The organism is Tenacibaculum soleae, assembly GCF_030549005.1.
Taxonomy (GTDB): Bacteria; Bacteroidota; Bacteroidia; order Flavobacteriales; family Flavobacteriaceae; genus Polaribacter; species Polaribacter soleae.
In genome coordinates this window covers 40,648-60,551 of record NZ_JAUOSW010000008.1, presented here as the reverse complement: position 1 = coordinate 60,551, position 19,904 = coordinate 40,648, and the positions used below count along the sequence as shown (strand labels likewise).

20 protein-coding genes and 3 tRNA genes are annotated in these 19,904 nt (G+C 31.1%); 12 read left to right on the top strand and 11 right to left on the bottom strand.

The genetic code is table 11. The features are described 5' to 3' along the window. Positions 1 to 15 precede the first annotated feature (15 nt). Genes mreC through rodA form a run of 4 tightly spaced genes read left to right on the top strand, consistent with a single transcriptional unit; the run spans position 16 to position 4,512 of the window. Positions 16 to 837 carry a rod shape-determining protein MreC gene (gene mreC, locus Q4586_RS11640; protein WP_303529124.1) on the top strand — a complete coding sequence of 274 codons (822 nt, stop codon included), beginning with the start codon at positions 16 to 18 and terminating at the stop codon, positions 835 to 837. After that, a complete protein-coding gene (gene mreD, locus Q4586_RS11635; RefSeq protein WP_271407063.1) occupies positions 830 to 1,336 on the top strand; it encodes a rod shape-determining protein MreD in 507 nt (168 codons plus the stop codon). The genes mreC and mreD overlap by 8 nt, the downstream gene beginning before the upstream one ends. Before the next feature lie 34 nt (positions 1,337 to 1,370). After that, positions 1,371 to 3,254, top strand: coding sequence for a penicillin-binding protein 2 (gene mrdA, locus Q4586_RS11630; RefSeq protein ID WP_303529122.1), 1,884 nt, complete (start codon positions 1,371 to 1,373; stop codon positions 3,252 to 3,254). Continuing rightward, entirely contained in the window at positions 3,235 to 4,512 is a 1,278-nt protein-coding gene (gene rodA / locus Q4586_RS11625) for a rod shape-determining protein RodA (protein ID WP_303529121.1), read from the top strand. The genes mrdA and rodA overlap by 20 nt, the downstream gene beginning before the upstream one ends. 206 nt (positions 4,513 to 4,718) lie before the next feature. Here rodA and rpsT read toward each other — a convergent pair whose 3' ends face one another. The 4 genes from rpsT to proS form a co-directional block, all read right to left on the bottom strand. Next, positions 4,719 to 4,970 (bottom strand): 30S ribosomal protein S20, encoded by a 252-nt coding sequence (gene rpsT, locus Q4586_RS11620; RefSeq protein WP_068701287.1) that lies wholly within the window; start codon positions 4,968 to 4,970, stop codon positions 4,719 to 4,721. Positions 4,971 to 5,003: 33 nt separating this feature from the next. Next, positions 5,004 to 5,075, bottom strand: a tRNA-Glu gene (locus tag Q4586_RS11615). A 123-nt stretch (positions 5,076 to 5,198) separates the two neighbouring features. Beyond that, positions 5,199 to 5,270, bottom strand: a tRNA-Glu gene (locus Q4586_RS11610). A 303-nt stretch (positions 5,271 to 5,573) separates the two neighbouring features. Then, complete coding sequence (proS, locus tag Q4586_RS11605; RefSeq protein WP_303529118.1) at positions 5,574 to 7,052, bottom strand: proline--tRNA ligase; 1,479 nt, start codon at positions 7,050 to 7,052, stop codon at positions 5,574 to 5,576. A 147-nt stretch (positions 7,053 to 7,199) separates the two neighbouring features. On the opposite strand from proS, the gene Q4586_RS11600 reads away from it, so the two are divergent. The 5 genes from Q4586_RS11600 (at position 7,200) to porT (ending at position 12,194) form a co-directional block, all read left to right on the top strand. Continuing rightward, entirely contained in the window at positions 7,200 to 8,345 is a 1,146-nt protein-coding gene (locus Q4586_RS11600; protein WP_303529116.1) for a hypothetical protein, read from the top strand. Between the two features lie 45 nt (positions 8,346 to 8,390). Beyond that, entirely contained in the window at positions 8,391 to 9,752 is a 1,362-nt protein-coding gene (locus Q4586_RS11595; protein ID WP_303529114.1) for an OmpP1/FadL family transporter, read from the top strand. Positions 9,753 to 9,856: 104 nt separating this feature from the next. Next, on the top strand, positions 9,857 to 10,750 hold the full coding sequence (locus Q4586_RS11590) for a NifU family protein (RefSeq protein WP_068701296.1): 894 nt from the start codon (positions 9,857 to 9,859) through the stop codon (positions 10,748 to 10,750). Positions 10,751 to 10,762: 12 nt separating this feature from the next. Next, a complete protein-coding gene (gene ubiE / locus Q4586_RS11585; protein WP_068701298.1) occupies positions 10,763 to 11,491 on the top strand; it encodes a bifunctional demethylmenaquinone methyltransferase/2-methoxy-6-polyprenyl-1,4-benzoquinol methylase UbiE in 729 nt (242 codons plus the stop codon). A gap of 1 nt (position 11,492) precedes the next feature. After that, on the top strand, positions 11,493 to 12,194 hold the full coding sequence (porT, locus tag Q4586_RS11580) for a type IX secretion/gliding motility protein PorT/SprT (protein WP_068701300.1): 702 nt from the start codon (positions 11,493 to 11,495) through the stop codon (positions 12,192 to 12,194). Positions 12,195 to 12,517: 323 nt separating this feature from the next. Here the strand turns inward: porT and Q4586_RS11575 are convergent, their stop codons facing one another. Genes Q4586_RS11575 through Q4586_RS11565 form a run of 3 tightly spaced genes read right to left on the bottom strand, consistent with a single transcriptional unit; the run spans position 12,518 to position 14,136 of the window. Beyond that, positions 12,518 to 13,336, bottom strand: coding sequence for a mechanosensitive ion channel family protein (locus Q4586_RS11575; protein WP_068701301.1), 819 nt, complete (start codon positions 13,334 to 13,336; stop codon positions 12,518 to 12,520). 30 nt (positions 13,337 to 13,366) lie between these two features. Then, positions 13,367 to 13,561: a hypothetical protein gene (locus Q4586_RS11570; protein WP_068701303.1), complete on the bottom strand. Its 195-nt coding sequence runs from the start codon at positions 13,559 to 13,561 to the stop codon at positions 13,367 to 13,369. A gap of 5 nt (positions 13,562 to 13,566) precedes the next feature. Next, positions 13,567 to 14,136: an RNA polymerase sigma factor gene (locus tag Q4586_RS11565; RefSeq protein ID WP_271406916.1), complete on the bottom strand. Its 570-nt coding sequence runs from the start codon at positions 14,134 to 14,136 to the stop codon at positions 13,567 to 13,569. A 203-nt stretch (positions 14,137 to 14,339) separates the two neighbouring features. Between Q4586_RS11565 and Q4586_RS11560 the strand changes: the two genes are divergently transcribed. Further along, positions 14,340 to 15,203, top strand: a complete 864-nt coding sequence (locus Q4586_RS11560) for a sigma-70 family RNA polymerase sigma factor (RefSeq protein WP_028890199.1) — start codon at positions 14,340 to 14,342, stop codon at positions 15,201 to 15,203. Between the two features lie 259 nt (positions 15,204 to 15,462). Then, complete coding sequence (gene rpe, locus Q4586_RS11555; RefSeq protein ID WP_068701307.1) at positions 15,463 to 16,119, top strand: ribulose-phosphate 3-epimerase; 657 nt, start codon at positions 15,463 to 15,465, stop codon at positions 16,117 to 16,119. 43 nt (positions 16,120 to 16,162) lie between these two features. On the opposite strand, the gene Q4586_RS11550 is transcribed toward rpe, so the two are convergent. Further along, positions 16,163 to 16,582, bottom strand: coding sequence for a CBS domain-containing protein (locus Q4586_RS11550; protein ID WP_303529106.1), 420 nt, complete (start codon positions 16,580 to 16,582; stop codon positions 16,163 to 16,165). A gap of 126 nt (positions 16,583 to 16,708) precedes the next feature. On the opposite strand from Q4586_RS11550, the gene Q4586_RS11545 reads away from it, so the two are divergent. Continuing rightward, positions 16,709 to 17,341 carry a Crp/Fnr family transcriptional regulator gene (locus tag Q4586_RS11545; protein ID WP_303529104.1) on the top strand — a complete coding sequence of 211 codons (633 nt, stop codon included), beginning with the start codon at positions 16,709 to 16,711 and terminating at the stop codon, positions 17,339 to 17,341. An 83-nt stretch (positions 17,342 to 17,424) separates the two neighbouring features. On the opposite strand, the gene Q4586_RS11540 is transcribed toward Q4586_RS11545, so the two are convergent. From Q4586_RS11540 to ftsZ, 3 genes are all read right to left on the bottom strand, one after another. Continuing rightward, positions 17,425 to 17,498: transfer RNA gene (locus Q4586_RS11540), tRNA-Arg, on the bottom strand. Positions 17,499 to 17,506: 8 nt separating this feature from the next. After that, positions 17,507 to 17,953 carry a GatB/YqeY domain-containing protein gene (locus Q4586_RS11535; protein ID WP_068701313.1) on the bottom strand — a complete coding sequence of 149 codons (447 nt, stop codon included), beginning with the start codon at positions 17,951 to 17,953 and terminating at the stop codon, positions 17,507 to 17,509. 64 nt (positions 17,954 to 18,017) lie between these two features. Beyond that, positions 18,018 to 19,883, bottom strand: coding sequence for a cell division protein FtsZ (ftsZ, locus tag Q4586_RS11530; RefSeq protein ID WP_303529101.1), 1,866 nt, complete (start codon positions 19,881 to 19,883; stop codon positions 18,018 to 18,020). Between the last annotated feature and the right edge of the window lie 21 nt (positions 19,884 to 19,904).

Below are 19,904 nucleotides of genomic sequence, written 5' to 3'. Positions count from 1 at the left end.
TTTGAATGATTATTTATGCAACAGCTTATTTATTTCTTTCAGAGGTATAAAACCTTTTTGTTTTTTGTCTTTTTAGAAATTATTGCTGTTGCATTAATCTTTAATAACCACACCTTTCATCGAAGTAAATTCATCAGCTCAACAAATTTTATAACAGGTAGTATTTATAAAAAATCAGCTAACCTTTCTGAATACATTAATTTAAAAAGTTATAACGAAAAACTAACTGAAGAAAACACCAAACTAAAAAACAAAATAGCTTTACTTCATTCTCTTAATGATACCATAAACACGCATAAGAGCACAACTAATTCTCATCAAAAATTCTTATATATTAGTGGTAAAATAATAAACAACACTTACAATAACAACAATAATTTTATCACAATAAATAGAGGTGGTAGTCATGGAGTTTCTACTGAAATGGCAGTTATTAATAGTAATGGAATTATTGGAATTACTGATAATGTAGATAACAAATTTTCTAGAATTCAATCTATCTTAAATGCTAAAAGTAGTATTAACGCTAGTTTTAAAAACAATAATTACTACGGTACTCTTAAGTGGAATGGAAAAAATCATAATATTGTTCAACTAACAGATATACCACGTCAAGCTATTTTTAAAATAGGAGACACTGTTGTTACAGGTGGTAAATCGACTATTTTTCCCGAAGGAATACCTATTGGATTTGTTAGTAAAATACCTGAAGAGCTTTCTGCTTCAAACACTATCGACATTAAGCTATTTAATGACATGACCAACTTAAAACATATTTATATAATAACAAACCTTAATAAAGAGGAAATTAAAAGAGTAGAAAATAAGAATGAATAGAACAATTTACATCATATTTTTATTTGTATTTTTACTTTTGTTACAAGTTATTGTACTAAATAACATTCTGTTTTTAGGTTATATAAACCCCTACTTATATATTGTTTTTGTTTTTTTATACCCTTTAAACATAAATAGATTTCCATTTCTAACCCTTTCTTTTTTACTAGGTTTATGTGTAGATGCCTTTTCTGATTCAGGCGGAATGCATGCATTTTCAATTTTATTTATCGCCTATATAAGACTCTTTTTTATAAAAACTATCTTTAAAAAAAATGAAGCTGATTATTTATTATTTAACTTAAAACTAGAAACATTTGATAAAGTTTTTAATTACACTGTAATTTTAACATTGGTTCATCACTTCATTTTGTTTAGTTTCATTAATTTTAGTTTTTACTCGTTCTCAAAAGTACTTTTAACCACATTATACTCTAGTATATTCACATTAGTATTGTACTTTTTGGGAAGTTTTATTTTTAAAAAAAAACCAATCTAAAGCAAATTATTGCTTTTAAATTAGCAAAAAATCAATGAAACGAAGTTTCTTACTTGTATTTTTAATTACCCTTGTTGCTATAATTTATATTGCTCGATTATTTCAACTACAAATTATTCGTGGGGCCAACTTAAACCCTATACAAAGTTCAGCTATTAAAATTGAATACGACTATCCTGAGCGTGGACATATTTACGATAGAAATGGGGAATTATTAGTAGCAAATCAACTATCGTATGATGTAATGGTAATTCCTAAAGATGTTAAATCATTAGATACTTTAGAGTTTTGCTCTCTTTTAAAAATAACCAAAGAAAATTTTAAAAAACGTTTTAAAAAAGCAGAAAAATTTGCCCGGTGGCTACCTTCAAAGTTCTTAAAACAATTAGCCAAAGAAGATTTTGCTTACTTACAAGAAAAATTGCCAAAATACAATGGTTTTTACATTCAAAAACGTATCATTAGAGACTATCCTATTAAAGCAGGTGCGAATATTTTAGGGTTCATCGCCGAAGTAAATGAAAAGAAAGCACGAACAAGTAATTACTACGAACAAGGTGAATTAATAGGTAAGTTAGGAGTTGAAAAACAATATGAAAAAATTCTTAGAGGAATAAAAGGAAAAAAACGTTTTAAAAGAAACAACCTAAATAAAATTACCGGCTCATATAAAAACGGTAAATATGATACCCTTGCCGTAACAGGTAAAGATTTAACGCTTACTATTGATAGTGAACTTCAAAAATATGGTGAATTATTAATGAAAGGAAAAAGAGGAGGAATTGTTGCTATTGAACCAAAAACTGGTGAAATTTTAGCTCTTGTAACTGCACCATCTTATGACCCAAATTTATTGGTTGGTCGTAAACGATCTCCTAATTCAGTCAAATTATTTAACGACACCATTAATATGCCAACATTTGATCGTGGCTTGCAAGCTATGTACCCTCCTGGCTCCCCTTTTAAAATTTTAAATGGCTTGATAGGTTTACAAGAAGAAGTTATAGATGAACAATTTGGTGTTTATTGCCATCATGGTTACAAATATGGAGCGCGTAAGAATGAATTCATGGGGTGTCATTGCGGTATTACAGGAAGACCTGTTCGTTTAAAAACAGCCATAGCAAAATCTTGTAATAGTTATTTTGCAACCACCTATAAAAAAATTATTGATAAAACTGACGACCCTAAAATTGGTATGAAAAACTGGAACAAACATGTTGAAAGTTTTGGACTTGGTAATTATTTAGGGTATGATTTACCTGCAGGAAGAAAAGGAATGGTCCCTGATGCTGAATTTTATAATAAATGGTACAGAAACAGATGGAGATCTAGTTATACTATTTCAAATTCTATAGGGCAAGGAGAAATATTAACCACCCCAATGCAATTAGCTAATATGACAGCAGCCATTGCCAATAGAGGTTACTTTTACACCCCACATATTGTAAAAAAAATAGATAACAAAACAATTGTTGACTCAACATATTCAACAAAAAGAAACACAACCATAAATCCTAAACACTTTCCAATAGCAATTGAAGCTATGCATGAAGTATTTACATACGGAACTGCCAAATGGCACCAGATAGAAGGAATTGATATTTGTGGAAAAACAGGAACTGCTGAAAATAAAATTAAAATCATTGATGGAGAAAAAGTACAAGCTCAAGATCATTCGATACTAATTGCTTTTGCTCCTAAAGATAATCCGAAAATAGCTATGGCAGTTTATATCGAAAATGGTGGTTATGGATCTACAATAGCAACACCTATAACAAGTCTTATGATTGAAAAATATATTAAGGGAACAATTACTAAAAAGTATGTTGAAGAACGTATGATAAATCTAAGTCTTCAAAAAGAATATGATAAATTAATTAAAAAGAAAGATACTCTTGCGCCAGGAAAGAAATAACATTTTTGAAGGCATCGATTGGTTACTTGTTTTATTATACATACTACTTGTAGGCTTTGGATGGATGAATATTTATGCTTCTTCATCAACAGATGAAACTAGGGCTGTTTTTGATTTTTCAACTAAATACGGGAAGCAACTAATATTTATTGCCTTAACCATTCCTCTTATTATTTTAATTCTTTTTTTTAACTCAAAATTTTACGAGCAATTTGCCAGTGTTTTATATATCATTTCTCTTGTTTTATTAGCCGGTGTATTAGTTTTTGGCCGCAAAATTAATGGAGCAACATCATGGTATAACTTTGGAGGCATTAGCCTTCAGCCTTCGGAATTTGCTAAAGTATTTACCGCTTTAGCACTAGCTAAATTAATGAGTGATCGGCAATACAACTTAAAGCTAATAAAAAACCAAATAAAAACATTTGTCGTAATGTTTTTACCCGCCTTTTTTATAGCTTTACAACCAGACATGGGTTCTGTTTTAATTTATTTTGCTTTCTTTTTTGTTTTAAATAGAGAGGGTTTAAGTCTAGGTTATCTTTTATTTGGGGCTAGTTCAATAATTTTATTTATACTAACCATATATTTTGGTGCAAAATGGATACTTATTAGCTGTTTATTTATTATAACACTTACAAGTATATATGGGCTGTACAAAAACAAACGTTTTCTTCGTTTTAATGCCTTAAAAATAATTGCTTTATATCTTTTTACAAGTATTTTTATTTTTGGAATTGGTTATACTTATGATAACATACTAGAACCACATCAAAAAGACCGATTTGATATCTTATTAGGACAAACAACCGATCTTAAAAACAAAGGCTATAATACTTATCAGTCAGAACTAACAATTAGTTCAGGTGGTTTATTAGGAAAAGGGTTTTTACAAGGTGATAGAACGCAAGGGAAATTTGTACCCGAACAAGAAACAGACTACATTTACAGTACTGTTGGTGAAGAATGGGGCTTTTTAGGAAGCGCTACTGTAATTATCTTATTCACCCTACTGCTATACCGAATTATTTACTTATCTGAAAAGCAAACTAATAAATTTAGCAGGATATATGGCTACGGAATTGCCTCTATTGTATTTTTTCATTTGGTGGTAAACGTCGGAATGGTAATTGGATTACTACCAACAATCGGAATCCCCTTACCTTTTTTCAGCTATGGTGGCTCTTCTTTATGGGGATTTACTGTACTCTTATTTATCTTCATTAGATTGGATGCTCATAAAAAATATGATTGGTAAAAAACCAGTATTTTTTCTAAAACAACAAAGCTATATAAAGTAAACCCAACTGCTTTGTTTGTTTTACAACATCTTAAAAAAGCAGAGCTAAACAACTTTCTATCTCTTCTCTAGACTTTTTTAAAGCTTTAATTTATTTGTTAAAATTTTGAACAAAAAAAAACGCTTCGATAAATATCAAAGCGTTTTTTTTAACATATAATTTCTTATAAAGAAGCTACGTGTTTAGCTAATTTAGATTTTAAGTTAGCAGCCTTATTCTTATGAATAATATTGTTTTTTGCTAATTTATCTAACATTGAAACAACTGTAGAAAACATTCCTTCTGCTTCTTTTTTATCTTCAGTAGCTTTCAATCTTCTAACAGCATTACGAGTTGTTTTATGCTGATATTTATTTCTTAAACGCTTTGCGTCGTTACTTCTAATTCTTTTTATTGCTGACTTGTGATTTGCCATTATATAAATTCTTAATTGTTTATAAAAACTTTGTAGTCCGTACGGGAATCGAACCCGTGTTACCAGGATGAAAACCTGGCGTCCTAACCCCTAGACGAACGGACCAAAACAATCATTCTGATTGCGGGTGCAAATATACAATAATTTTTGATATTTGCAATAATTTTATTCTTTAATTAGTAGTTTTTTTCAAACGTTTAAATTCTTTCAAACACCAATTACAACTTGTAGTCCGTACGGGAATCGAACCCGTGTTACCAGGATGAAAACCTGGCGTCCTAACCCCTAGACGAACGGACCATAACAATCATTTTTCCTGATTGCGGGTGCAAATATAGAAACACTTTTTTAATTGAACAAAGGTTTTTTTATTTTTTTACCTATTTTTTTTTACACACTATAAAAACTTAAAAAAAAAGCCACTATAATGCTTACTTGAAATCAACTATAAATGAATATTTCTCATTAAAAAACAACTACACACACTTTAACCACTTAACTAAAAACCTCTTACTTAAGAAAAAAGTGAAATTATTTAATATTTAACTCTTTTTTACTACTACAAATTACAAACCCTGCAAAAGCAGGGTTTGTATAATCGTATTAATAGGCTTTTGCAAAGAGTACTTTTTTAGAAGAAGGTTTTCCTGTAAAAATACACTTTCCTTCCTCCTCTATAGCATCGTTAGGAATACACCTTATAGTTGCTTTGGTTAACTCTTTAATTTTATCTTCAGTTTCTATTGTTCCGTCCCAATGTGCGGAGACAAAACCTCCTTTATTTTCAATTACCTCTTTAAATTCGTCAAAAGTTGTAACTTCTGTAGTGTGCTCAGCTCTGTAATTTAAAGCTCTCTTAAATAAGTTATCTTGAATTTCTTCTAACAAATTAGCTGCAAAACTTACCACTTTGTCAATAGCTATGGTTTGTTTTTCAAAAGTATCACGACGAGCAACCTCAACTGTACCGTTTTCTAAATCACGTTTTCCTATTGCCATTCTTACTGGCACACCTTTTAGTTCATATTCTGCAAACTTAGCTCCTGGTCTAAACGTATCTCTATCATCAAATTTAACCGAAACACCCTTTTTACGTAACTCTTTAACAATTACATCAACCTTTTCAGAAATCGCATTTAATTGCTCTTCTCCTTTATATATAGGAACAATTACCACTTGAATTGGCGCTAATTTCGGAGGCAATACCAACCCAGCATCATCAGAATGCGTCATAATTAATCCACCAATCAAACGTGTTGAAACTCCCCAAGAAGTTGCCCAAACATGTTCTTTCTTTCCTTCTTTAGAAGTGTATTTAACATCAAAAGCCTTTGCAAAATTCTGACCTAAAAAGTGAGAAGTTCCTGCTTGCAGTGCTTTTCCGTCTTGCATTAATGCTTCAATAGTTAAAGTATCATCCGCTCCTGCAAATCGTTCGCTTTCAGATTTTGCTCCTTTTACTACGGGCATTGCCATAAAATTCTCAGCAAAAGTTGCATAAACTTCTTGCATTTGTTTTGCTTCTGAAATAGCTTCTGCTTTTGTTGCATGTGCGGTATGCCCTTCTTGCCATAAAAATTCAGCAGTTCTTAAAAATAAACGAGTACGCATTTCCCAACGAACAACGTTTGCCCATTGATTTATTAATAAAGGTAAATCACGATACGATTGTATCCATCCTTTATAGGTATTCCATATAATAGCTTCTGAAGTTGGCCTCACCACTAACTCTTCCTCTAACTTTGCTTCAGGATCTACGCGCAGTTTACCTTCATTATCAGGATCATTTTGTAAACGATAATGTGTTACAACAGCACATTCTTTAGCAAATCCTTCTGCATTTTTTTCTTCCGCTTCAAACAAACTTTTAGGTACAAATAACGGAAAATACGCATTTTGATGCCCAGTTTCCTTAAACATTCTATCTAATTCTGCTTGCATTTTTTCCCAAATAGCAAATCCGTAAGGTTTAATAACCATACATCCTCTTACCGCTGAGTTCTCAGCCAAATCAGCTTTTACAACTAATTCGTTGTACCATTTTGAGTAATCTTCGTCTCTTTTTGTTAAATGTTTGCTCATATTCAAAAGTTTGGCATAAATATTGTTATTTTTTATGCGTAAATTGTCTATGCAAAATTACATTAAAAAGGGTACAAGCCCAACAAAGAAATAATATTTTGCATTTCCATTTTCGAATTAGTTTTTTATAACCTAAAAATTTAAGCGATGAAGCTACATTACTCTAATACAAAGCTGTCTTTTTATATACTATCATTATTTATGGTAGCAACACTTGTTTCATGCGGAACAGTACAAACAGTTGCTGGTAGTGGTGATGGAATTTATGACGATGATAATTATGAAAGGCGAGAACAACCACAACGTAAAGTTGTTATTGCTGATGAAAATGAATATGATGACTATCAAGAAAACTACTTTACAAAAGAGGTTGAACGTTTAGGACTAATTAATGGTACCGATATTTTTACTGACATCGACAGCTATGCTTCTGAAAATAATGAATACGACACCGAAGAAGATTTTATTGAAGAAGAAACAACCTCAGGAGCTATTAGCTATAACAATAATCAACCTTGGGGATACAACGATAACACGAATGATGTTGTTATTAATATAAACACTGCGCCTCAATGGGGCTATTATAATGACTGGGATTTTTATTATGGGTATAACTACCACAGACCTTGGTGGAGATCTCGCTATAATAATTATTACTGGGGACACCATAATTACTGGAATCCTTACAACAGGCATTATTACAATACTGGATTTTATATAGGAATGGGTGGTTTTTACAACTCATATTATCACAGACCATATTACCGAAACAACTACAATCGCTACTACAGGCCTTATAGAGGTAGTAATTACTATAGGGGTACCCGAAGAACCGCTTATAGAAATAATCGTACTTCATCAAGAAGAACATATAGTAACAATAATAGAAAAGCTTCTTCATCAAGAAGATCTTCAGATTCATACAGACGAGGAAACAACAGTAGTGTTCGTTCCTCTAGAAGTACACGATCATCAAGAACTACAAGAGGCACCCGATCTACAAGAAACACGAATAACAGGTACACAAGAGGATACAACCCTAACGGAAACAGGAACACAAGAAGTAGTGGAAAAACTAATAGAAGTAACCGTAGCAGTACTACAAAAAACTACCGAACTCCTAAAAGTTCATCCTCAAAATCATCTAAAAGAAGTAATCGTTCAAAAAATTATTCAACACCCAGCAGGAGTTCTCGTAGCCATTCAGCTTCATCAAGAAATAGTAGCAGCAACAGAAGTTCTTCAAGTAACCGAAGCTCTAGAAGTAGTAGCTCAAGAAGCAGTAGACGATAACCTAAACAAACTTTCGAATAAGTTTTTAAATTAATTAACAAAAAAATGAAACAACTTTTAACTTTCGCGATATTGTTCGCTAGTACATATACAGCCTTTTCTCAATCTCTAAACTATACAGATTTAGGTATTTTATTTTCTCAAAATGAAAACTACGGAACCGCTCGTTTTGAAGCAATGGGAGGCGCGTTTGGAGCCTTAGGTGGTGATGTATCTGCTACACTTATCAATCCTGCAGGTGGAGTTGTTTCAAAAAACAACCTATTTTCTATTACTGTTGGCAACCGTAATACAGACCAAAATGTTAACTATTATGGTGATAATTTTAAAAATCAAGATGACTTTTTTAATCTAACCCAAGCAGGAGCAATCCTTTCATTTGATTCAGACTTTAGCTCAGATTGGAATCGTTTTGCGGTGAGTATTAATTATAGTATTAAAAAAGATTTTAACGGAGCATACGCCTTAAGCAATGGAGATTACCTAAAGTATTACGAACATGAAAATGATACAGACACAAACAAAACACAGTTTTTAAACTCTATTAATCATGAATTTAACAACTCTTTTGAAGGAGAAACAGCTACTTATAACTTAGGATTTTCAGCTGTACATCAAAACAAACTTTATGTAGGTGGTTCTTTAAATTTTCATGACATTAATTTTACACAAACTACACATTTAAAGGAAACAAATGAAGATAATAACGGAAACGCTTTAAACTCATATAACTTAACCAATACTCAAATGCAAGGAAATGGGTTTTCACTTAGTTTAGGTTTCATTTATAAACTTAACAATAACTTACGTTTTGGGTTAACCTATGAAACACCTACCTGGTACGAAGAGGTTATTGAGCAATACTATGACAGATTATCAATGAATGAAATTAACAATTTAAACCTTGGTTCTTTTTATGATATTATTGATGATGGCCCTAATAGTTTTCGTTTTAAAACACCAGGTAGAATAACCGCAAGTGGTGCTTTTATTTTCGGAAAAAAAGGTTTATTAAGTGTAGATTACACTTATAAAGATTTTAAAAATATTAAATACAGAGAAAGTGACCCTACACTTGTAGACGCAAATCAAAGTTTTTCGAACACCTTAAGAAGCACACATGCTTTAAATATTGGTACAGAATGGCGTTTTGACAGAATGAGTGTTAGAGGAGGATATCACTATGAGAAAAATCCTAACTTACCAAATGCTTTTGGAGGAAGCACAAATAAAGATAACTTAAGAGGTTTTACACTAGGATTAGGATATAATTTAGGAAACACCAAATTTGATTTATCATATCGAAAATCTGAAAGTATGGATTTTTACACCTTAAATAACCCTGGCGATATTAAGATAGATAACAATACCTCTAGAGTTTCTGCAACAATTACATTCAATTTATAATCGTAACAGAAACAAACGTTATAAAAAAATCCTGCATTTGCGGGATTTTTTATGTACACATATCTCACTTTTTTACCGTAATTTTGCAGTTCATTTTACAACCTATGAGTACAATTAAAATAACCCTACAAGAAACCAATAACGAAACCATTCTTAAATTTGTGAGCAACACTATTTTAATAAATGGAGGTAGTTATGAATTTAATAATATAGACGAGGCTAAAAACTCACCTTTAGCACAACAACTTTTTTACCTTCCTTTTGTAAAAAAAATATTAATTACAGCAAATTTTGTTGCAATTCAACGTTACGACATTGTGCAATGGGAAGATGTTGAAGAAGAAGTTAGAGCGCAAATAGAAAACTATTTACAAGAAGGTAATACTCTTGTAAAAGAAGAAACTGTTAAAAAAGATGCTGTTGAAGTATATGCTGAAGTTACACCAAATCCGGCAGTAATGAAATTTGGTACAAACAAAGCACTTACACAAACCGATGTTGAGTTTAAAAACATTGAGGAAGCAAGCAAATCATCTCCTTTAGCAAAAGAATTATTCAGTTTTTCATTTGTAAAAGAAATTTTCATTTCTGAAAACTATGTATCGATTACCAAATATGACATGATAGAATGGAATGAAGTACACCAAGAAGTACGCACATTTATTAGAAACTATATTCAAGAAGGTAAAACGATTATACAGGAATTACCAAAACAACAAACAAAACAAAATGTTGAAATTCCGAAAGAAGATTTAACAGACACAGAAGCTAAAATAGTTGACATTTTAGATGAATACATTAAACCAGCCGTAGCTTCGGATGGAGGAAACATCGCTTTTCAATCATACGATCAAGAAACTAAAAGAGTTAGCGTAATATTACAAGGAGCTTGTAGTGGCTGTCCTTCATCAACGGTAACTTTAAAAAATGGTATTGAAACGATGTTAAAAGACATGTTACCAAATCAAATTAATGAAGTAGTTGCTATTAACGGATAATTTTAAAATTACATGTCAAAAACTATCAAGCCATACAAGGATTCTGAATTAGGAAAAAAAGAACAAGTAGCCAAAATGTTCGATAATATTTCTGAAGATTACGACGGATTAAACCGTGTTATCTCATTAGGAATTGATGTTAGTTGGCGAAAAAAAGTAGTGAAATTAGTTGGCGAAAATAACCCGCAACAAATTTTAGACATCGCTACCGGAACTGGTGATTTAGCTTTAATGATGGCTAAATTAAATCCTCAAAAAATTGTTGGATTAGACATTTCAGCTGGAATGCTAGAGGTAGGAAAACAAAAAATTTCAAAAGTAAATTTATCTGATAAAATTGAAATGATTGTTGGTGATAGTGAAAATATTCCTTTTAATGACAATACCTTTGATGCAATTACTGTTTCTTTTGGGGTTCGTAATTTTGAAAACCTAGACAAAGGGTTAACAGAAATATTACGCGTTTTAAAACCCGGAGGTAAATTTGTGGTATTAGAAACTTCAAACCCTACAAAATTTCCTTTTAAACAAGGGTATAAATTTTACACTAATTTTATCTTACCGATTATTGGTAAAATATTTTCAAAAGACAAAGTTGCATACTCTTATTTATCAGAAAGTGCAAATTCTTTTCCTTTTGGTGAAGCCTTTAACAATATTTTACAAAAAAATGGGTTTAAGAGTGCAACGAATTTACCTGTAACTTTTGGAGTTGCATCAATTTACACCGCATTAAAATAATATGTTAAAAAAACTGTTACTTTTCGGATTTTTCGGATTTTTCACAATCAGCTTTCAAGCACAAAGAGAAAAAATATTAAACCTACCAAGTTTTGATAAACCAATATTTCATTACGGATTTTATTTAGGCTTAAATAATAACGGTTATAAAATAGCATACAAACCAAGTGCTTTTAATGATGCCGAAATAGATGTATCGTCATCAATAGGTTTCAATGTTGGTTTAATTGCTGATTTAAAACTACACGAGAATCTTAATTTACGTTTTGAACCTGGATTAATATCTAACACTAAAACTTTAACGTTTAAACATATTGCTGGTGCTGATAATGTAAAAACAAGAGAAGTAGGTGCCACATACTTACACCTACCTTTTATCTTAAAATTAAGCACTAATAGAATGAACAACTTAAGACCTTATGTATTAGGAGGAATATCATACGATTATAATTTTTCTAGTAATGAAGGCAACAGTAATGATAATTTTGCAGGTCAGTTTAGAACCACTTCTAGTAACTTTATGTACGAGGTTGGTATTGGTGTTGATTTTTACTTGAGTTATTTTAAGTTCTCACCTTCTATTAGAGGCATCTTTGCAATTAATAATGAAACAGTATATGACAATAAGTCTTCAAGTCAATGGACAGATCCTATTGACTTTTTAGGTACAAGAGGTGTTTTTCTTCACTTATCTTTCGAATAATAAAAAAAGCTACTTAAAACAGTAGCTTTTTTTATTATTCTATAACTACAACTGCACGTTTACAACTAAAAATAACTTCCGTTTCCGAAAGTCATTTATAATAATCTAAATAAAACAGAGTCCTCCAAATCTACCCTTCTTTAGTTAGAGAAATATTTTATTAGTATAAATCACGAATTGTAGTAAAAAAAATGACCATCTTTCGATGGTCATAAAGTAAAGAATACGTCTTTACTTATAAGATAGAAGTCCCCCGAAATCTATCATTTTTATAATTCTTTTTATCAATTACTGACAAATATAAAATAAAAAGTTTAAACTCTTTAATTTTCAATAACTATTTTACTGTCTACCACGTCTTTAATTGGCAACACTATCTTTCCATCAGCAGTGGTAATTACCATACAAATATTATCTACTGCTGTAACAACGCCTTTAATATCTCCTATAGTAACTTTTTTACCAATACTTACATTTTTTCTTGAATAGTATCCATAAAGCAATCTTGCTACAACTTCTTTTGCTCCTAAACCAAAGGCTAATGTGAAGGCTAAGAGCACAGATCCTATCAATAACGTTAAATTACTTTTTATTACTGATGTATCAACTCCTGCTTGATCTAACGCTGTTATTGACAAAAAAACTACAATTAAATAAAAAGCGATATTACCTACTAAATTTCCTCCTGAAATTTCCATAGACTTAAATAATGTTTGAATAGCTTTCTTTACCATGGTGCCTAAATAAGCTCCAGCTACAAAAATTCCTAATGCAGTTAATAATTTAGGTAAATAAGCAAAAAAACTTCTTATTCCTTCAGAAACAACTACAAGTCCAAATATATTTGAACCTGCCATTACAAATGTTAAAATTAAAAACCATTTCAAAACAGCTAATATTGCTGTTGTTAAAACAATATTTATTGTTGAGTTACCAAAAATTTCTGTTTTACTTAGCTTTTTAGACCATTCATCAATCTTTGTTTTACTTAAAGCTTTTTTAACTATAAATAAAAAAAACTTTATAATTAACCAAGCTAAAATTACAAAACCAATAAATCCAAAAACTGTTGGCAGTGAATCTATTATATCTTGAAAAATATTTTTAAAAGGTTTTAAAATATCTATTTGTAGTGCATTCATAATTACTATGATTGGTATTAATTTTATTAGTTATTCTGTCTCTTTTGATTTTTCTTTAATCGCACCACCACCTAATAAATCAGCAATTGTATTTGGGTATTTTACCACAAATAAATCAGCCATATCTATCGATAGCTTTATCATTGCCACATCGCCAAGCACTTTGCCTTTTAGTGCCTCGGGCAATTCTTCATTATGTAATATTTTCTTAAATGGATTTTCCATAATTATTACAGTGCGTTATATGCCTTTATAACTTTTTCTTTTGCTCTTTTTAAACGCATTTTTACTGCGCTATCTCCTAACTCTAGTGCTGCTGATATTTCTTTAATACTCATATCATCTTGATATTTCATTAATAAAATCATCTTTTCAGAAACAGCTATTTTTTCAAGAGCTTTTGCTAGTTTATCAGCCTTAAGTTCAAACAATGCAGCATCATTTATCTCATCCTCATTACTATCTTCTTTTATCTGATCGGTTACAACAGTTACTTTTTCTTTTTTCTTCTCTTTATTTCTTTGCACGTAATTTACGCAGAAATTATAGGTAAAAGAATACAACCAGGTAGAAAACTTAGACTTCCCTTTAAAAGTTCTTAATTTTACGAATAAACGAATAAACACATCATGCGTTAAATCTTGTGCTTCTTCTTTATTTTTAGAAAAACCATAACATTTATTATAAACAACACCCGCATACCGATCATACAAAACAGCAAATAAATGAGTATCATTTTTTTCTACTATTTTACTAACCAGTTCTTCGTCGCTTAGTTTTGTATTGTCAGGGCTTTTCAATAGCTAAGTTTGGTTTGTAATTAAATTTGACACTTATTTTCATTAATTGTCACTTATTTTTATGCACGAAAGTACAAAATTAACATTTCTTTAACGAGATAAAAATAAAAGTAAAAAAATTATCTTTTTTTGTAACAAAAAAACAACATCATACGTATAAGTTAATGTAGACCGATTGATAAATTAAAATATTACTTAATTCGATGAGACAACTTAAAATTACCAAGCAGGTTACTAACAGAGAAACTGCTTCTTTAGACAAATATTTACAAGAAATAGGAAAAGTAGATTTAATTACTGCCGATGAAGAAGTAGAATTAGCACAAAGAATTAAAGCTGGTGACCAAAGAGCCTTAGAAAAATTAACTAAAGCCAATTTACGTTTCGTTGTCTCGGTAGCAAAGCAATATCAAAACCAAGGATTAACATTACCAGATTTAATTAACGAAGGTAATTTAGGTTTAATTAAAGCAGCAAAACGTTTTGATGAAACTCGTGGATTTAAATTTATCTCATACGCTGTATGGTGGATTCGTCAATCTATCTTACAAGCATTGGCAGAGCAATCACGTATTGTACGTTTACCTTTAAATAAGATTGGTTCTATCAACAAGATAAATAAAATGTATGCTTTCTTAGAGCAAGAAAATGAAAGACCTCCAAGTCCTGAAGAAATTGCTAAGAAATTAGACATGACTGTAAATGACGTAAAAGAGTCAATGAAAAACTCTGGTCGTCACGTATCAATGGATGCGCCTTTAATTGAAGGTGAAGATTCTAACTTATACGATGTATTAAACTCAGGAGAATCTCCAAATCCAGATAAAACATTATTACACGAATCTTTACGTATCGAAATTAACCGTGCACTAGAAACTTTAACACCTCGTGAAGCGGATGTTGTAAAATTATACTTCGGTTTAGGAGAGCACCAACCAATGACTTTAGAAGAAATCGGTGAAACGTTCGATTTAACTCGAGAGCGTGTACGTCAAATTAAAGAAAAAGCAATCAGAAGATTAAAGCACACTTCTAGATCTAAAATATTAATGACTTACTTAGGCTAGAAGTCGCAGACCCCTTTTGTCATCTTACTGATGTTACAAAACACACATATATAAACTCTCGAATTAATTTTTCGAGAGTTTTTTTATTTGAAGCCTTTTCCTGCTTTCACTACTCGCTTTTTTTTCATCCTTCAAAAAAGAGCTCACACAAACCGTTCTATCAGGGCTAAGCATATTTATGTATTTTATTACTTTACCATAGTTTCTTGCAAAGACGAATTAAGTATCTTTGCACAAATAACAACACAACAACAAACTAATGAGTAATTTAATTGCACCATCAATTTTAGCAGCAGATTTTGCTAACTTACAACAAGACATTGAAATGGTAAACAATAGTGATGCCGATTGGTTTCATATTGATATTATGGACGGTGTTTTTGTACCCAACATATCTTTTGGAATGCCTGTTTTAAAAGCAATTTCAAAACACGCCAACAAAACAATCGATGTACATTTAATGATTGTTGATCCTGACAGATATATTAAAACCTTTGCCGACTTAGGCGCAGACATTTTAACGGTACATTACGAAGCTTGTACACATTTACACAGAACAATACAAGCAATAAAAGCTGCAGGCATGAAAGCTGGAGTTGCCTTAAATCCGCATACACCAATTGCTGTTTTAGAAGATGTAATTGCTGATTTAGATTTGGTGTGTATCATGAGTGTAAACCCAGGTTTTGGTGGGCAATCATTCATTGAAAACACCTACAAAAAAGTAAGTCAATTAAAACATTTAATAGAATTTTCAAATTCTGATTGTCAAATAGAAATTGACGGTGGTGTTACCGACCAAAATGCCAATCAACTTATTGAAGCTGGTGCTGATGTACTTGTTGCCGGTAGTTATGTATTTAAAAGTGATAATCCAACAGAAACAATTAAAAATTTAAAAGAATTGGTTAATTAAAAATAAAGAAAAGAGGAGGTTTAAAAAACCTCCTCTTTTTAGTTTAAAATTGTTCTAATAAATAATTAATTAAATCGGTTGTAGTAACAATACCTACCAACTCATTATTATCAACAACAGGTAACGCATGAAATTCTTTTTTAGATAAAATTTCAGCAACCTCTTTTATTGTTGATGATGAATTTACTGTCACTAATGTTTTTACCATTACCTGATCAATAGTAAACATATTATAAACCACTGTATCTACATCTTTTTCATCTTCATCAGCAGCATCCGCAAAACTAATTCTTAATAAGTCAGTATAACTTAACATTCCCTTTATTTCAGAACCACTTACAACAGGAATATGCCTTATCTTTTCTTTCTTAAATAACTTTTCTGCAAGCATTAAATCATCACTACTACTTAATGTTATTACGTTTTTACTCATAATTACTGATACTGGTGTTCTTTTTTTCATCTTATTTTCAATTTATTGTTAATTACTACAACAAATTTCAGAAATAAAATCAATCAAAAATCTGATAAAAATCAGCAATATCTATTTTTGATTTTCGTAAATTATGCTTTCTAAATACTTATAAAATTGATTACTAAACTACAACAACATTATGGCTATTTATTTGAAGAAAACCTACTCCAAGAAATAGCAAACGTATCCATCTATAAAAAGTTTAAAGAAGATGATATTATTATTGATGTCAATAGTTACATGGTAGCTATACCATTAATAATTAGCGGAGCTATTAAAATTTTACGAGAAGACAAAGATGGCGATGAATTAGTGTTATATTATATCGAAAAAGGGGATACTTGCGCCATGACACTATCATGCTGTATGGGAGAAACTAAAAGTAAAATTAAAGCAGTTGCTGAAACAGATATTACACTTTTAATGATTCCTAAAAACAAAATGTCTGAGTGGTTAAGTAAGTATAAAAGTTGGCAAGAATACATTTTAGCCAGCTACCATTCTAGACTTAACGAATTTATAGATGCTGTAGATTCTATTGCCTTTTTAAACATGAATGATCGTTTGTTAAAGTATTTAAAAGACAAAGCCATGGTTATAGGTAATGATGTTTTAAATGTTACTCATTTACAAATCGCAAATGACTTACACACTTCTAGAGTTGTTATTTCAAGGTTACTAAAGGCACTAGAAAAACAATCAAAAATTGAACTACGTAGAAATCAAATAAAAATATTAGAACTATAACTTAAATATTATTAATTATATAAAAAGCATAAAAAAAGCAATAGATTGTACTTTCTATTGCTTTTTTTATGTGCTTAATTTTGTGACCGCGAAGGGATTCGAACCCCCAACCCTCAGAGCCGAAATCTGATATTCTATCCAGTTGAACTACGCAGCCATTATAATTTACATCAAATTCTTTTTAACTAGGGTAGAGATCGTTTTACCATCAGCTTGCCCTGCTAATTGTTTTGAAACAATTCCCATTACTTTACCCATATCTTTCATTCCTTCAGCACCAACTTTTACTATAACCTCGTTTACTACTTTTTCAATTTCAACTTCAGATAATGATTCTGGTAAAAATTGCTCTAGGACAGTTGCTTCTGCTAATTCTGGAGCTGCTAAATCCTCTCTTCCTTGTTCAGAAAAAACAGCAGCGCTGTCCTTACGTTGTTTTACTTGTTTTTGAATAATTTTTAGTTCTTCAGCTTCAGATATCTCACCTGCCCCAGTTTCAGTATTCGCTAACATAAAGGCCGATTTCAATGCTCTTAATGCAGTTAAAGCTACGGTATCTTTCGATTTCATAGCTTCTTTCATTTTATTCATTACTTCTTTTTGCAAACTCATAATAGTTTTTTAGGATTAAAAAATTCCCGATTTACGGGAATTTAAAATATTTTATTTTATTCCATTAATCTACATTATCATGTAAAAACGAATTATTTGAACGCAAAAAATCGTTATTATCAGTATTTAACGCGGTATCTGACTTACTAATATTTGCTCCTGCATTAATATCAACCCCCTGTCTTTTATAAGCTGGTTGACGCTCAATTTCATCGATATTTTTATTTACCTGATCGCTAAACTTATGATTAAACCCTTTCATATTTTCACGTCTTTCTTGCGCTCTTTTTCTTAACTCAGAAATAGTAATATCTAACGGTGAAACTTCTTCACTTGTTGTTTCAATATTATTAATTTCTTCTTGAGTTTTAGTTTTTACCTCAAACTGCAACTCTTCTTCAATTTGTTCTTTTACAATTGGTGTAGAGCTTTTACCAATAGTTGGCTGTACATTAAAATCATCTAAAACATATCGCTTTTCTATTTGGTGTGCTTGTGGTTTTATTTCTTCGGCAATAACATTAATATTTTTTATGACATTTGTTATTGGAGGTTCAGGCTTTACTTCTTCATAAGAATTTACCGGTAAGTCAAATAATAAATCTTGTTGAAGCGGTTGTTGTTTCTCCTCTTTTTTAACATTATTCTGCTTAACAGCATTTGTGATAATAAAATCATCTTCAGAAATTGTTTCAATAGCAATTTCATCATATGTTACATCAATATTTTTTATTGCTGCGGTTGTTGGAGTTAAATTAAAGTTTGATTTTATAACTTCTTCCTCCTCCTCTAAAACATGAACAATTTTTGATGGTGTTTTTGTTGTAAGTGGTTGGTTTATTGCTGGTGCAGCCTGCACTTTTTGCTCACCAAAATCATAGGTTGCTTTTTGCTCATCTTCTAAGGTATGAACAATTTTTTTTACTTCCGTATTGGTTATTGTTCCTTGCTGATCGGCCGTAAAACCTGTGGCTACAATAGTTACAACGATACCATCCTCTAAAGATTCATCTTCACCAACCCCCATGATAATATTTGCATCATAACCTGCTTCATCTTGAATATAGTCATTGATCTCTCCTATTTCATCTAAAGTAACTTCATTTGTACCAGAAACTATTAATAACAATACATTTTTAGCGCCAGTAATTTTATTATCATTTAACAATGGAGAATCTAATGCTTTTATAATTGCATTTTTAGCGCGATTATCTCCAGTTTCTTTAGCTGATCCCATAATAGCAGTTCCACTATTAGAAAGTACAGTTTTTGCATCGTGTAAATCGATGTTTTGTTTATAGTGATGCGTTATTACTTCTGCAATACCTTTAGCTGCGGTAGCTAAAACTTCATCTGCCTTAGAAAAACCTGCTTTGAAACCTAAATTTCCGTAAACCTCTCTAAGTTTATTATTATTAATAATAATAAGTGAATCTACATTTTTACGTAATTCGTCTATTCCTTTTTGAGCTTGTTGAGAGCGTCTTTTTCCTTCAAATTGAAATGGCATTGTAACGATACCTACCGTTAAAATATCCATGTCTTTTGCTATTTTGGCAATAATAGGTGCCGCACCAGTACCTGTACCACCCCCCATACCTGCGGTAATAAATACCATTTTAGTATGCGTGCTTAGCATTTGTTGAATTTCTTGAATACTTTCGGCTGCTGCTTGCGCACCAACATCCGGATTTGCACCAGCTCCTAACCCCGATGTTAAATGGGCTCCTAACTGAATTTTATTGGGAATGGGACTACTCTCTAACGCTTGCGCATCGGTATTACAAATTACGAAATCGACCCCATGAATTTGTTTATTATACATGTGGTCTACCGCATTACTTCCTCCCCCACCAACTCCAATCACTTTAATAGCATTTGATTGTGTTTTTGGCATGTCGAATGAAATGTTATTGAATTCTGTGCTCATAATAACTTTTCTTTTTTAATT